Origin of the sequence: Mycobacterium sp. (assembly GCF_039583785.1) — a bacterium.
Lineage (GTDB): Bacteria > Actinomycetota > Actinomycetes > Mycobacteriales > Mycobacteriaceae > Mycobacterium.
In genome coordinates this window covers 66974-81073 of sequence record NZ_JAVKSG010000005.1, presented here as the reverse complement: position 1 = coordinate 81073, position 14100 = coordinate 66974, and the positions used below count along the sequence as shown (strand labels likewise).

At 66.4% G+C, this 14100-nt stretch carries 16 protein-coding genes; 11 read left to right on the top strand and 5 right to left on the bottom strand.

Translation table 11 applies throughout. The annotated features are described in order from the left end of the window. Window positions 1–9: 9 nt before the first annotated feature. Window positions 10–510 carry a hypothetical protein gene (locus ABDV69_RS04240; protein WP_343572078.1) on the bottom strand — a complete coding sequence of 167 codons (501 nt, stop codon included), beginning with the start codon at window positions 508–510 and terminating at the stop codon, window positions 10–12. Window positions 511–661: 151 nt separating this feature from the next. On the opposite strand from ABDV69_RS04240, the gene arc reads away from it, so the two are divergent. Next, entirely contained in the window at window positions 662–2488 is a 1827-nt protein-coding gene (gene arc, locus ABDV69_RS04235) for a proteasome ATPase (protein ID WP_343572077.1), read from the top strand. 90 nt (window positions 2489–2578) lie between these two features. On the opposite strand, the gene ABDV69_RS04230 is transcribed toward arc, so the two are convergent. Continuing rightward, window positions 2579–3202 carry a hypothetical protein gene (locus ABDV69_RS04230; RefSeq protein WP_343572102.1) on the bottom strand — a complete coding sequence of 208 codons (624 nt, stop codon included), beginning with the start codon at window positions 3200–3202 and terminating at the stop codon, window positions 2579–2581. A 135-nt stretch (window positions 3203–3337) separates the two neighbouring features. On the opposite strand from ABDV69_RS04230, the gene dop reads away from it, so the two are divergent. From dop to ABDV69_RS04205, 5 genes are all read left to right on the top strand, one after another. Continuing rightward, window positions 3338–4846 carry a pup deamidase/depupylase gene (gene dop / locus ABDV69_RS04225; RefSeq protein WP_343572076.1) on the top strand — a complete coding sequence of 503 codons (1509 nt, stop codon included), beginning with the start codon at window positions 3338–3340 and terminating at the stop codon, window positions 4844–4846. 160 nt (window positions 4847–5006) lie between these two features. Then, window positions 5007–5201 (top strand): ubiquitin-like protein Pup, encoded by a 195-nt coding sequence (locus tag ABDV69_RS04220; protein ID WP_062540654.1) that lies wholly within the window; start codon window positions 5007–5009, stop codon window positions 5199–5201. Then, window positions 5198–6085 carry a proteasome subunit beta gene (gene prcB / locus ABDV69_RS04215; RefSeq protein WP_343572075.1) on the top strand — a complete coding sequence of 296 codons (888 nt, stop codon included), beginning with the start codon at window positions 5198–5200 and terminating at the stop codon, window positions 6083–6085. The genes ABDV69_RS04220 and prcB overlap by 4 nt, the downstream gene beginning before the upstream one ends. Next, window positions 6082–6840 carry a proteasome subunit alpha gene (prcA, locus tag ABDV69_RS04210; RefSeq protein WP_343572074.1) on the top strand — a complete coding sequence of 253 codons (759 nt, stop codon included), beginning with the start codon at window positions 6082–6084 and terminating at the stop codon, window positions 6838–6840. The genes prcB and prcA overlap by 4 nt, the downstream gene beginning before the upstream one ends. Before the next feature lie 10 nt (window positions 6841–6850). Beyond that, a complete protein-coding gene (locus ABDV69_RS04205; RefSeq protein ID WP_343572073.1) occupies window positions 6851–7702 on the top strand; it encodes a DMT family transporter in 852 nt (283 codons plus the stop codon). A gap of 76 nt (window positions 7703–7778) precedes the next feature. Here the strand turns inward: ABDV69_RS04205 and ABDV69_RS04200 are convergent, their stop codons facing one another. The 3 genes from ABDV69_RS04200 to ABDV69_RS04190 form a co-directional block, all read right to left on the bottom strand. Beyond that, complete coding sequence (locus ABDV69_RS04200) at window positions 7779–8090, bottom strand: type II toxin-antitoxin system PemK/MazF family toxin (protein WP_343572072.1); 312 nt, start codon at window positions 8088–8090, stop codon at window positions 7779–7781. Next, window positions 8087–8392, bottom strand: a complete 306-nt coding sequence (locus ABDV69_RS04195) for a hypothetical protein (protein ID WP_343572071.1) — start codon at window positions 8390–8392, stop codon at window positions 8087–8089. The genes ABDV69_RS04200 and ABDV69_RS04195 overlap by 4 nt, the downstream gene beginning before the upstream one ends. A 238-nt stretch (window positions 8393–8630) precedes the next feature. Next, entirely contained in the window at window positions 8631–9212 is a 582-nt protein-coding gene (locus ABDV69_RS04190; protein ID WP_343572070.1) for a Zn-binding domain-containing protein, read from the bottom strand. 220 nt (window positions 9213–9432) lie between these two features. On the opposite strand from ABDV69_RS04190, the gene pafA reads away from it, so the two are divergent. Genes pafA through tatC form a run of 5 tightly spaced genes read left to right on the top strand, consistent with a single transcriptional unit; the run spans window position 9433 to window position 14071 of the window. Further along, window positions 9433–10791: a Pup--protein ligase gene (pafA, locus tag ABDV69_RS04185; RefSeq protein WP_343572069.1), complete on the top strand. Its 1359-nt coding sequence runs from the start codon at window positions 9433–9435 to the stop codon at window positions 10789–10791. Between the two features lie 32 nt (window positions 10792–10823). After that, window positions 10824–11819, top strand: coding sequence for a YafY family protein (locus tag ABDV69_RS04180; protein WP_343572068.1), 996 nt, complete (start codon window positions 10824–10826; stop codon window positions 11817–11819). Next, complete coding sequence (locus ABDV69_RS04175; protein WP_343572067.1) at window positions 11816–12787, top strand: YafY family protein; 972 nt, start codon at window positions 11816–11818, stop codon at window positions 12785–12787. Before ABDV69_RS04180 ends, ABDV69_RS04175 begins: the two co-directional genes overlap by 4 nt. Before the next feature lie 50 nt (window positions 12788–12837). Then, window positions 12838–13080, top strand: coding sequence for a Sec-independent protein translocase subunit TatA (gene tatA, locus ABDV69_RS04170; protein ID WP_343572066.1), 243 nt, complete (start codon window positions 12838–12840; stop codon window positions 13078–13080). Window positions 13081–13120: 40 nt separating this feature from the next. Further along, window positions 13121–14071, top strand: a complete 951-nt coding sequence (gene tatC, locus ABDV69_RS04165; RefSeq protein WP_343572065.1) for a twin-arginine translocase subunit TatC — start codon at window positions 13121–13123, stop codon at window positions 14069–14071. Window positions 14072–14100 lie beyond the last annotated feature (29 nt).

The following is a 14100-nucleotide window of genomic DNA, read 5'->3' as shown; positions in this document are numbered from 1 at the left end:
CAGTGGCCGTCAGCGCGAACGCACGGCCGAGATCAGCGTCATCGCCGAGTCGTGCGACAACTTCCAGCCGCCCTGATCGACAAAGCGGAGGTACTCCGGTGTCGGGGTGAGGTGCGGGCCCGACGCGATGATGGTGGCCGTGGCGGCGCCGGGACCCGACGGCGCGATGTTGGTGATGTTGAAGACCAGCGGCAGGCTTCCCTTGGCGGCGGCCTTCTGCAGCTCATGGTCGGCCAGGCCGACCGGAACCGGGATACCGCCCTCGATGAGATCGCCCTTCTGGGCGAACGACACGCTCGGGTCCTGCAGCGTGTTAAGGACCGTCGACAACTGGCCGGCGGTGGGCATGTCGACCCCCACCGGCGCCGCCGGATCCTGCGGTAGCGGCACGCCGAAAACGACCGGCTGAACGTGAGGCGACGCAGTGCCGACGGATGCAATACAGGTCACACCTGCGGCGGCCGCGCCGATGGCGGCCACTGCCGCCACGCCTGTGGCTAGGGTTTTCACGGTAACAACGGTCCTCTCGGTAAAGCCGACTAAACACGATGTTAACGCTGTTGCCAGTGTGCCCCATTTCGAGTTACCGCATGAAACGGAAATCGCCGGTAGCGTTGAGGTATCCACCGCACACCGTCCCGGGGCGGGAAAGGAGCGCAACATGGGTGAGTTTGACCGTGAACCGTTCGAAAGCCCCCGCGAACCCGACTTCTCCAACGAGGATGCCGCCGAGTTGGACGAGCTTCGTCGCGAGGCCGCGATTCTGCGTGAGCAGCTGGACCACGCTGCCGGATCGCACGGCGCGGGCCGCAGTTCACGCGATGTTCACCAGCTAGAGGCGCGCATCGACTCGCTGGCGTCGCGTAACTCCAAGTTGATGGAGACCCTCAAAGAGGCCCGCCAGCAGTTGCTGGCGCTGCGTGAAGAGGTCGACCGGCTCGGACAGCCGCCCAGCGGCTACGGCGTGCTGTTGGCGACCCACGAGGACGACACCATCGACGTCTTCACCTCGGGCCGCAAGATGCGCCTGACGTGTTCGCCCAACATCGACGCGAACTCGTTGCGCAAAGGACAGACGGTTCGCCTCAACGAGGCTTTAACCGTCGTCGAGGCCGGCGCGTACGAATCGGTCGGCGAGATTTCGACGTTGCGCGAGGTGTTGGCCGACGGTCACCGGGCGTTGGTGGTCGGCCACGCCGACGAAGAGCGCATCGTGTGGCTGGCCGAGCAGCTGGTGGCCGAGGATCTGCCAGAGGGCCACCCCGATGCGCTCAACGACGACACCCGGCCGCGCAGGCTGCGTCCCGGTGACTCGCTTCTGGTGGACAGCAAGGCCGGCTACGCCTTCGAGCGCATTCCCAAGGCTGAGGTCGAGGATCTGGTGCTCGAAGAGGTTCCCGACGTGACCTATCACGACATCGGCGGGCTGAGCCGGCAGATCGAGCAGATCCGCGACGCCGTCGAGCTGCCGTTCCTGCACAAGGACCTCTACCGCGAATATGCGCTGCGCCCGCCCAAGGGTGTGCTGCTCTACGGTCCGCCCGGTTGCGGAAAAACGTTGATTGCCAAGGCAGTTGCCAACTCGCTGGCCAAGAAGATGGCCGAGGTCCGCGGTGACGACGCGCGTGAGGCCAAGTCCTACTTCCTCAACATCAAGGGCCCGGAACTGCTGAACAAATTCGTCGGCGAGACCGAACGTCACATCCGGTTGATCTTCCAGCGGGCCCGCGAGAAGGCGTCCGAGGGTACGCCGGTGATCGTGTTCTTCGACGAGATGGACTCGATCTTCCGCACCCGTGGCACCGGGGTCTCCTCCGACGTGGAGACCACGGTCGTGCCGCAGCTGCTCAGCGAGATCGACGGTGTGGAAGGTTTGGAGAACGTCATCGTGATCGGTGCCTCCAACCGTGAGGACATGATCGACCCCGCGATTCTGCGGCCCGGCCGCCTGGACGTGAAGATCAAGATCGAGCGGCCGGATGCCGAATCGGCGCAGGACATTTTCTCGAAGTATCTGACCGACAAGTTGCCAGTCAACGCCGACGATCTCGCCGAATTCGGTGACGACCGATCGCTATGTATCAAGGCCATGATCGAGAAAGTCGTCGACCGGATGTACGCCGAAATCGACGACAACCGGTTCCTGGAAGTCACCTATGCCAACGGTGACAAAGAAGTCATGTACTTCAAGGACTTCAACTCGGGCGCAATGATCCAGAACGTCGTCGACCGCGCGAAGAAGAACGCGATCAAGGCGGTGCTGGAGAGCGGCCAAAAGGGTCTGCGCATTCAGCACCTACTCGACTCGATCGTCGACGAGTTCGCCGAGAACGAAGACCTGCCTAACACCACCAACCCCGATGACTGGGCGCGGATTTCGGGCAAGAAGGGCGAGCGGATCGTCTACATCCGCACGCTGGTCACCGGCAAGAGTTCGAGCGCTTCACGGGCGATCGACACCGAGTCGAACCTCGGCCAGTACCTGTAGGACTTCGAACACGCCGACGTTTGAACCACGAACACGTCATGCCACGTCGCGGCGCCGTGGTTTAGGTTTCGGCGGGGAGCCGGATGGGACTCAGCCGGCCAGCAGCGAATAGCTGTTGGTCAGGTCGTCCTGGAGGACCTGTGCCGCGTGCGTGGTCGTGTCGATGCGCAACGGGCTGGTCAGCGTTCGGGTCTGGAAGGTCCAGCCGTCTGGCAGGTTGAGCCGCTTGCCGAGCCGGGGCAGATCGACGCGCGACAAGTTCGGGTCGACGATCTGACTCCAGGTCTGCATGACCCAACGCCGCAGCGCCGGGTCGTGCAGTTCGTAGATCTCCTCGCCGGCGTCATAGGTGAACACGGTGTGCCGGTGCACCTGGTTGGCGGTGTACGGGGCGGGGTCCATCGCCGACAGCAAGACGGTCGCTTGCAGCAACATGTCGATTCCGCCGAAGTTCTTGACCATCCGCGGGGCCTGGGACGCCTTCTCGATCGAGTTCATCAGCCAATACCGTGGGCCGTTGAGTAGTGCTGTTGCAGCGCCGTTTTCGGCCGCAATCTGCTTCGCGTCGAGTGCGGACCACAAGTCGGCGGGTAAGTCGTTGAGGCCGAAGCTGTTGTACACGGCGGCCTGTGGCCCCGCCTCGCCCGGTGTCACGAGAAGGACTTCGCCGTAGCGCTTTCCGGACAGGCCGGTGATGGGTTCGGCAGACACCAGGGTGAAAGTAGTGACTTCGATCACCCGCGTCAATGGCCCGCCCGCAGCTGTCGGTGCCGGGCTCACCTCGTCGCCACGCGGCTCCTCTTCGCCCCGCTGCGCGGGGCGCATCGTCGCCACGCCTAGGCTCTAGGGATGCAACGAATTATCGGAACGGAGGTCGAATACGGCATCTCGTCGCCGTCGGACCCGACCGCCAACCCGATCCTGACTTCGACGCAGGCGGTGCTGGCTTACGCGGCCGCCGCCGGGATTCAGCGCGCCAAGCGCACTCGGTGGGACTACGAGGTGGAATCGCCGCTGCGCGACGCGCGTGGTTTCGACTTGAGCCGCTCGGCCGGCCCACCGCCGGTGGTGGACGCCGACGAGGTCGGCGCCGCCAACATGATCTTGACCAACGGCGCGCGGCTCTATGTCGACCACGCCCACCCGGAATACGCCGCACCGGAGTGCACCGACCCGCTGGACGCGGTGATCTGGGACAAGGCCGGTGAACGCGTGATGGAAGCCGCCGCCCGGCACGTCGCCAGCGTGCCCGGCGCCGCCAAACTGCAGCTGTACAAGAACAACGTCGACGGCAAGGGCGCCTCCTACGGGTCGCACGAGAACTATCTGATGAGCCGCCAGACGCCGTTCTCGTCGGTCATCGCCGGGCTGACGCCGTTCCTGGTGTCCCGCCAGGTCGTCACCGGCTCTGGGCGGGTCGGGATCGGGCCATCCGGCGACGATCCGGGTTTCCAGCTTTCGCAGCGATCCGACTACATCGAGGTCGAGGTCGGGCTGGAGACCACGCTGAAGCGCGGGATCATCAACACCCGCGACGAGCCGCACGCCGACGCCGAACGCTACCGGCGGCTGCACGTCATCATCGGTGACGCAAACCTGTCCGAGACGTCGACCTATCTCAAGCTCGGCACCACCGCGCTGGTACTCGACCTCATCGAGGAGGGCCCGGCGCACGGAATGGACCTCAGCGACCTCGCGTTGGCCCGTCCGGTGCATGCCGTGCACGCGGTCAGCCGCGACCCGGCGCTGCGCGCGACCGTCGCGCTCGCCGACGGTCGTGAGCTGACCGCCCTTGCGCTGCAACGTATTTACCTGGACCGGGTGGCGAAGCTGGTCGACAGCCGTGAGCCGGACACCCGCGCGAGCCACGTCGTCGAGACCTGGGCGCACATCCTCGATCTGCTTGAGCGTGACCCGATGGAATGCGCAGAGTTGCTGGACTGGCCGGCCAAGCTGCGGCTGTTGGACGGATTCCGTCAGCGGGAGAACCTGAGCTGGTCGGCGCCGCGGCTGCATCTGGTCGACTTGCAGTACTCCGACGTCCGACTGGACAAGGGCCTGTACAACCGGCTGGTCGCGCGCGGGTCGATGAAGCGTCTGGTCAGCGAACAGCAGGTGATCGATGCGGTAGACAATCCCCCGACCGACACCCGGGCCTACTTCCGCGGCGAATGCCTGCGCCGATTCGGGGCGGATATCGCGGCGGCCAGTTGGGACTCGGTGATTTTCGATCTCGGTGGTGATTCCCTGGTCCGTATTCCGACGCTGGAGCCACTGCGCGGCAGTAAGGCCCACGTCGGAGCGCTGTTGGACTCGGTGGACAGCGCCGTCGAACTGGTGCAGCAGCTGACCACTTGACGGGCCGGACACGCGGCGCATCCGGCGACAATGCAGGCCTTGAACGGCCGTGCGGAGGAGCCGGGGTGGTGTTGTGAGCCTGAGCATGGACGCTATTGACCGGTAGGGTAGAGAAACCGACGGGCGTGTTGCACGGCCGATGACGATGCAGGAGGCAGCGATGGCCCAGGAGCAGACCAAGCGCGGTGGTGGTGGCGGCGACGACGACGACCTCACCGCCAGCACGGCCGCCGGTCAGGAACGTCGTGAGAAGCTGACTGAGGAGACCGATGATCTGCTGGATGAGATCGACGATGTGCTGGAAGAAAACGCCGAGGACTTCGTTCGCGCATACGTCCAAAAGGGCGGACAGTGACCTGGCCTAACCGCGATCGCCTGGCCACGAGCTTTTCCCTTCCCGGCACCGCCTCTGGCGGGCTGTCCTCTTTCTCTGATCATCTGCGCCGCGAGGCACCGGAGCTGCTGCCCGCCAGCCTCGGCGGCACCGACGCGATCACGCCGAGTTCTGCGCTGCCGCACGGCACGACGATCGTCGCGCTGAAGTACCCCGGTGGTGTCCTGCTCGCCGGCGACCGGCGCTCGACCCAGGGCAACATGATCGCCGGACGCGACGTGCAGAAGGTCTACATCACCGACGACTACACCGCCACCGGGATCGCCGGAACCGCGGCCGTCGCGGTCGAATTCGCCCGCCTGTACGCCGTCGAGCTGGAGCACTACGAGAAGCTGGAAGGCGTGCCGCTGACGTTCGCGGGCAAAGTGAACAGGCTCGCGATCATGGTCCGCGGCAACCTCGGTGCCGCGATGCAGGGTCTGGTGGCGCTGCCGCTGCTGGTCGGTTTCGACATCGACGATCCAGCACCGGAGAAGGCCGGCCGCATCGTGTCCTTCGACGCGGCCGGTGGCTGGAACCTGGAAGAAGAGGGTTACCAATCGGTGGGCTCGGGCTCGATTTTCGCCAAGTCTTCGGTCAAGAAGCTGTATTCGCAAGTGGCGGACGCTGATTCGGCGCTGCGGGTTGCGGTGGAGGCGCTTTACGATGCGGCGGACGACGATTCGGCCACCGGCGGGCCGGACCTGGTGCGGGGAATCTTCCCGACCGCCGTCAGCATCGGCGTCGACGGGGCGATCAACGTGGCCGAGCAGCGCATCGCCGAACTGGCCCGGGAAGTCATTCAAAAGCGCACCCGTGCAGATACTTTCGGATCAGATGCCGACCGTGCGGAAAGTGATTCATGAGTTTTCCCTATTTCATCTCGCCTGAGCAGGCGATGCGCGAGCGCAGCGAGCTCGCGCGCAAGGGCATCGCCCGCGGCCGGAGCGTCGTGACGCTGGCCTACTCCGGCGGGGTGCTGTTCGTTGCGGAGAACCCGTCGCGTTCGCTGCAGAAGATCAGCGAGCTCTACGACCGCGTCGGATTTGCCGCCGTCGGCCGGTTCAACGAGTTCGACAATCTTCGGCGTGGCGGAATCCAATTTGCCGACACCCGCGGCTACGCCTACGACCGCCGCGACGTGACCGGCCGGCAACTGGCCAACGTCTACGCGCAGACGCTGGGCACCATCTTCACCGAGCAGGCCAAGCCCTACGAGGTCGAGCTGTGCGTGGCCGAGGTCGCTCACCACGGCGAGACCAAAGCGCCTCAGCTGTATCGGATCACCTATGACGGGTCGATAGCCGACGAACCGCACTACGTGGTGATGGGTGGCACCACCGAGCCGATCATCAACGCGCTCAAGGACTCTTACGCCGAGAACGCCAACCTGGCGGACGCGGTGCACATTGCGGTTAACGCTCTCCAGGCAGGTCGTGCCGAGGGCTCGAGCAACGACCAGACTCCCTTGGGCGTGGAGAACCTGGAAGTCGCCATCCTCGATACCAACCGGCCGCGACGCGCGTTCCGTCGTATCACCGGCGCAGCGCTGGAACGTCTGGTGCCCGAACGCAACGGCTCTGAGTCGTCGGACGACTCGGCGGAGAAGTCGACGAAATAGGCGCTGCCGCATGCTGATCGGCTTGCTACTGGCTCTGGGCTGCTCGGTGTGTTACGGCACCGCGACGGTGCTGCAAGCCGTGGCGGCCCGCTCGGTGGATGCCGGCAACAGCGATTCCGGCGTCGACGCCGCGCTGCTGTTGCGGGCTTTGCGGCAATGGCGATATCTGCTGGGCGTCGCGCTCGACGGGCTGGGTTTCCTGCTGCAGATCGCAGCGCTGCGGCTGGTTCCGATCTATGTCGTCGCCGCGGCCATCGCCGCGTCACTGGCCGTCACCGCGATCGTGGCCGCCTGGCTGCTGCACGCGCGACTGTCCGCAACGGAGTGGGGCGCTGTGGCGGTGGTGTGCGCGAGCCTGGCGATGCTCGGCGTCGCCGCCGGTCCGGAGGGCACCGAGCACGGCCCGGCCGGGCTGGGCTGGGCCTTGCTGGTGGTGGTCGCTGTGGTGTTCAGCGCCGGCGCGGCCGCAGGGCGCCTGGGCGTTCGCTCTCGTGCGCTGGTGCTGGGTCTGAGTGCCGGCGCGGGTTTCGGTGTTGTCGAAATCTCTGTCCGGTTGATCGACACGGTCGATCCGACCAGGGCAGCGTTCTACGCCAATCCCGCTGTCTACGCGTTGGCCGCCGGTGGAGCGGCCGGTTTCCTGCTACTGACCTCGGCATTGAGCCGTGGATCGGTGACCACCGCCGTCGCCGGCATGGTGGTCGGTGAGACCGTCGGCCCTGCTCTGGTCGGGGTGGCGTGGCTGGGCGACCGCACCCGCCCCGGCCTGGGCTGGATGGTGGAAGCCGGGTTCGTGGTGGCGGTGCTCGCGGCGCTGGCGCTGAGCCGGTTCGGCGAGGCGCCGGAGCCAGCGGAGTCGTGACGCGCGCCCGAGCACCACTCATCGCTCAAGATTCGTCGCCACCTACCGCTGAAGCTCCTGCGTAGGGCGTCTCCGATTATGGAAGCGCGATCCGTAGTGCCTTGCTGATCTCCTGCATTGTCGGCGGCGACAACGCGCCGAGCGATTCGGTGAGCTCGTCGTGGTAGAGCTGCACGATGTCATCGACCAGAACGAACCCGGCGAGCGGATCGGCCGCGGTCAGTGCGACGACGATCGGTAGGTGCGCGTTCTTGCTTGTCGTGGTGATCCGCGCGGCCAGGACGGTGTCGAGGTTGCGGTTGCGGGAGTTGTTGCTGAGGATTACCCAGGGTTTCGCGCCGTGGCCGAGGTCGACTCGATAGGTCTGGCTCCGCATTCCCCGATTCACAGCCGAGCTTGCGTGCGCGCCGCGTAGCGGTCCCGGGCCGCTCGTCGGTCGGCGTGGGCAGACTCGGTGTTGAACTCCTCGCCCAGCTGCGCATACCCGGCATCGAGAACGTGATCACCCAGTGCTTCCGCACCGGCTTGGAGTAATGCCCGCAGGGCGGCGGCCTCTGACGTGATGTCGCTTCCACCTCGCTGACTCGCCCACCGACGCAGCGCGTCAAACCACGCGGAACCCTGGTCAAGATACGGCGCGATCACCGCCTCATCGGCGTCCTTCAAGATCAGGCTCACTCGCTTACTCATACACGTGAATTTACACTGGAATCACACGCATATAGCAGCGTATTTGGCTCGAATCGTCGTCAACTCGGAGATTGTCACCGGAACGCACCTACTCATCGGTGCACCACGCACTGCGCGGCTGGTACGCCGCCGCGGGCAACCTTGGCGCACCGCGTTGTCACTGACATCGCATGCCCGCCCGCGTCGAGCACATCTGCAGATTTACCGAAAAGCTCCAGGAAGGGGTCAACCCGCCGCACTACTCCAGGAAGCCGCGAGCGGTGTCGTGTCCGTTGAGGACGGCCCGGTCGAGTCCACGGTTGAACGCCTCGCAGCAGGTCTCAGGCACCAGCAGGCAATGGTGGCAGGCTCCCGGGGTGGACCCGCGGCCGCGCGGTCCCGCCGTGTCCTCTCCGCAGACCGGGTCGGTGGCGCACCAGGCCGCGGCGGCGACGGCGGCGTCGAGGATCTCGCCGAGGGGCTGCGGATGGCCGAGCTCGACGAGACCACCGAGGGTTCCGTGTACGTCGCCGGCCGCGGTGTAAATGAGGAACGCAGTGCGGTTGTCGACGGCGACGATTCGCTCCCGCAGTGCCGGCAGCGGGTATCCCGCATGTGGTGCCGCGGCACGCATGACGAGGTGCGCGAGCGTGTGCGCGAGCAGCCAGGGCAACGGTTGCGCGGGCTCGTTTTGCTTGAGCGCGGGCCGTGCCGCGTTTTCCAGCCGCACGTCCATGCGAACCCGCGCGGCCCACGCGCCAACCGCGGCCGGGTCGAGCATGAACAACAGGCCTTCGCCGAAGACCGAACTGTCCGCCGACAGCGAGGACCCTCGAGACACTCGGCGTGAGACACGCAGGGTCGTCAGGCCGAAGGCGTCCGATGGCGCGAAGCTAGTCGCGGCGGCGCTTCGTGATACGCGAACACCCTGATGGATGTTTGCTTTTGCAACCAGCGCGGGTGGTGGCGGACGGCCACGCCCCCGGACGCTACAACCCGCCGCCCAGGTGATCTCGCGAGCCGCGCCACCGTCGGGGCCGCGCAACCAGTACGCTCGAAATGTGCAGCGGCGAATCATGGGCATCGAAACCGAATTCGGTGTCACCTGCACTTTCCACGGCCATCGGCGTCTGTCGCCCGACGAAGTGGCCCGCTACTTGTTCCGACGGGTGGTCTCGTGGGGCCGCAGCTCCAATGTCTTCCTGCGTAATGGCGCCCGGCTGTACCTGGATGTCGGCAGCCATCCCGAGTACGCCACCGCCGAATGCGACAGCCTGGCGCAGCTGGTTACCCATGACCGCGCCGGCGAACGGGTGCTGGAAGACCTGCTGATCGACGCCGAGCAGCGCCTCGCCGACGAGGGCATCGGCGGCGACATCTATCTGTTCAAGAACAACACCGACTCGGCGGGCAACTCCTACGGCTGTCATGAGAACTACCTGATCGTGCGGGCCGGTGAGTTCTCTCGGATCTCCGACGTGCTGTTGCCGTTCCTGGTCACCCGCCAGCTGATCTGCGGCGCAGGCAAGGTGCTGCAGACCCCCAAGGCCGCCACCTTCTGTCTGTCGCAGCGCGCCGAGCACATCTGGGAAGGTGTCTCCTCGGCTACCACCCGGAGCCGTCCGATTATTAACACCCGCGACGAGCCGCACGCCGACGCCGAGAAGTACCGGCGGCTGCACGTCATCGTCGGCGACTCCAACATGTGCGAGCTCACCACCATGCTCAAAGTGGGCAGCGCGTCTCTCGTGCTGGAAATGATCGAAGCCGGCGTGCCGTTCCGCGACTTCTCGCTCGACAACCCGATCCGTGCGATCCGGGAAGTCAGCCACGACGTCACCGGCCGGCGGCCGGTGCGGCTGGCCGGTGGGCGTCAGGCCAGTGCGCTGGACATCCAGCGGGAGTACTACGCGCGCGCCGTCGAGCACCTGCAGACCCGCGAGTCCAACCCGCAGATCGAGCAGGTCATCGATCTATGGGGACGCCAGCTCGACGCGGTGGAAAGCCAGGACTTCGCCAAGGTCGACACCGAAATCGACTGGGTGATCAAGCGAAAGCTGTTCCAGCGCTACCAGGATCGCTACGACATGGAGCTGTCCGATCCGAAGATCGCCCAGCTCGATTTGGCCTACCACGACATCAAGCGCGGCCGCGGCGTCTTCGATCTGCTGCAGCGCAAGGGGCTGGCGTCGCGCATCACCACCGACGAGGAAATCGACGCGGCCGTCGACCTGCCGCCGCAGACCACCCGCGCCCGGTTGCGCGGTGAGTTCATCAGCGCCGCCCAAGCGGCCGGACGCGATTTCACCGTCGACTGGGTACACCTCAAGCTGAACGACCAGGCGCAGCGCACCGTGTTGTGCAAGGACCCGTTCCGGTCGGTAGACGAGCGGGTCAAAAGGCTGATCGCCAGCATGTAGCGCGCCGCGCGCCGTCAATTAGGGTGGTGCGAGTGGCCGTTTCGAAAGTCGAGCGATTGATGAATCTGGTCATCGCACTGCTGTCCACCCGCAGCTACATCACCGCGGAGAAGATCCGCTCCAGCGTGGCGGGGTACGCGGACAGCGCCAGTGATGAAGCGTTTTCGCGAATGTTCGAGCGCGACAAGAATGAACTGCGCGACCTGGGCATTCCGTTGGAGACCGGGCGGGCGTCGTCCTACGACCCGGTGGAGGGCTACCGGATCAACCGCGACACCTACGCGCTGCCCGCCGTCGAGCTGACCGCCGATGAGGCCGCCGCCGTCGCGGTCGCCACCCAGCTCTGGGAGTCTCCCGAGCTGATCACCGCCACCCAGGGCGCACTGCTGAAGCTGCGGGCCGCCGGCGTCGACGTCGACCCGGACGCGCCGATCGCCATCGCGTCACCGGCGGGCAGCGTCGGACTGCGCGGCTCCGAAGACGTGCTGAATGCCCTGCTGTCGGCGGTCACGGCCCGGCAGGCCGTGCAGTTTCCGCACCGGCCGTCACGCACCGATCCATACACGGTCCGCACGGTCGAGCCGTGGGGAGTGGTGACCGAGAAGGGACGGTGGTATCTGGTCGGTCACGACCGCGACCGCGACGCCACCCGCACATTCCGGCTGTCCCGTATTGGTGCCGGGGTGACCCCGATCGGCCCGGCCGGCGCCGTCACCGCTCCCGACGACGTCGACCTGCGCGACATCGTCGCCAAGGCGGTCGGTGACCCACCAACGGGTGTCAGGGCGCAGGTCTGGGTCGCGGACGGACGCGCCACCGCGCTGCGGCGCGCCGGGACATCGGTGGGGTCACGGCAGGTCAACGGCCGCGACGGCGACGTCATCGAGATCGACATCGGAACCACCGGCCGAGTGGCCCGCGATATCGCCGGTTACGCCGCAGACGCCGTCGTCCTGGAACCCGCAACGCTGCGCGACGAGGTATTGAGCCTGCTGCGCGCCCACGTGGAGGAGGAGCGGCGCCGATGACTCCCGTGTCGACGCGCCTGGTGCGGCTACTGAACATGGTCCCGTACTTCCAGGCGAACCCGCGCGTCACCCGCGCCCAAGCCGCCTCGGACCTCGGCGTTTCGGTCACGCAGCTGGGGGAGGACCTGGACCAGCTGTGGCTGTGCGGCCTGCCCGGTTATGGCCCGGGCGATCTGATCGACTTCGAATTCACCGGCGACGCCATCGAGGTGACCTTCTCCGCCGGGATGGACACCCCGCTGCAGCTGACGTCGCCGGAGGCGACGGGACTGCTGGTGGCGCTGCGGGCGCTCGCCGACATCCCGGGCGTGGTCGATCCGGAGGCCGCACGCAGCGCGATCGCGAAGATCGAAGCCGCCGCCGGAGCGGCCGGACACGGCAACGATGTCGCCGCGGTCGACGAGCCCGCGCCGGTCGAGAGCTCGGCCGCCGCGGCGGTGCGTGCCGCGGTTCGCGCCGCCAAGGCGTTGAGCATCGACTACTACGCCGCCTCACACGACACGCTGGCCACCCGGATTGTCGACCCGATCCGGATCGTGCTCGTCGGTGGCCATAGCTACCTGGAGGCGTGGTCGCGGGAGGCCGAGGGCGTGCGGCTGTTCCGGTTCGATCGCATCGTCGACGCCGCCGTGCTCGACGAGCCTTCTGCACCGCCGGAACCCGCGATCCAGGCGCCGCCGGACACCTCGCTGTTCGACGCGGACCCGTCGCTGCCGTCGGCAACGTTGCGGCTGGCGCCCGAAGCATCCTGGATGTTCGAGTACTACCCGATGCGTCTGCTGGCCGAACTGCCCGACGGCCACTGTGAGGCGGCGATGACCTACGCCTCCGAAGACTGGATGGCTCGTCAGGTGCTCGGGCTGGGGTCGGCTGTTCGTGTTCTGGCGCCGGAGTCGCTGGCGAAGCGGGTGCACGACGCCGCCACTGCTGCACTGGAGGCGTACCGGGCCGCGGCGCGGTCCGGCTGATCGAACCACGGCTGCGGTAGCATCGTGGAGACATCTGGAGGTAAACACACGTGAATGCTCTGACTCCGGGTCACCTGGCTATCATTGCGGTCCTGGTGATTGTTCTATTCGGCGCCAAGAGGCTTCCCGACGCCGCGCGCTCACTGGGCAAGTCGTTGCGCATTTTTAAGGCCGAGGTTAAAGAGCTGCAAGGCGAGAGCAAACCGGAAACACCTGCTACTAACGCAGCGCCGGCCCAGCCGGTGCACTCCGAGCGGGTAGAGCCGCCGGCGGCTGACGGTCGCTCGGCGTAGTCTGGCCCCCGCCGCTACGGCGCCCGAGCGCCAATTCACTGTGCGTACCAACGGTTTATTCAGGCGGCTGGATCCGCGTTCCCGTCGCAGCCGCGCCAACCCCGACGCGACCATGTCGCTGGTCGCCCATCTCACCGAGTTGCGCGCCCGACTGCTGATCTCGCTGGCGACGATCACCCTCGCCACCGCGGTGGGTTTCATCTGGTACACGCACCCATTGTTCGGATTCGAAAGCCTGGGCGAGTGGCTGCGCCATCCGTATTGCGCGCTGCCGCCGTCCGCGCGCGCCGACATCGCCAACGGGCAGTGCCGGTTGCTGGCCACCGCGCCCTTCGACCAGTTCATGCTGCGGCTCAAAGTCGCGTTGACGGCCGGTGTGGTGCTGGCCTGCCCGGTGTGGCTGTACCAACTCTGGGCGTTTATCACCCCGGGGTTGTACAAGAAAGAAAAACGTCTCGCGGTCGCGTTTGTGGTGCCGGCGGCGCTGCTGTTCGTCACCGGCGCGGTGTTGGCCTACCTGGTGCTGGCCAAGGCGCTGCACTTCCTGCTCACGGTCGGTAGCGACGTTCAGGTGACCGCACTCTCCGGTGATCGGTACTTCGGCTTCCTGATCAACCTGCTGCTGGTGTTCGGGGTGAGCTTCGAATTCCCGCTGCTGGTGGTGATGCTCAACGTCGTCGGCGTGCTGACCTACCAGCGACTGAAGTCGTGGCGCCGCGGCCTGATCTTCGCAATGTTCGTCTTCGCGGCCATTTTCACGCCGGGCTCCGACCCGTTCTCCATGACGGCGCTGGGTCTGGCGCTGACAGTGCTGCTGGAATTGGCCATCCAGATCGCCCGCGTGCACGACACGCGCAAAGCCAAACGCGAAGCGCTGACCACACTCGACGATGACGAAGCCGCGGTCATCGCGTCGCCGTCTGCTGTCGACCCGCCGTCGGCGGTCGGCGCGCCGTCGAGCTTCACCGGACCTCATGACGACATCACCTGACGCCGCCCCGCACCAGCGTGAGCGTGCGT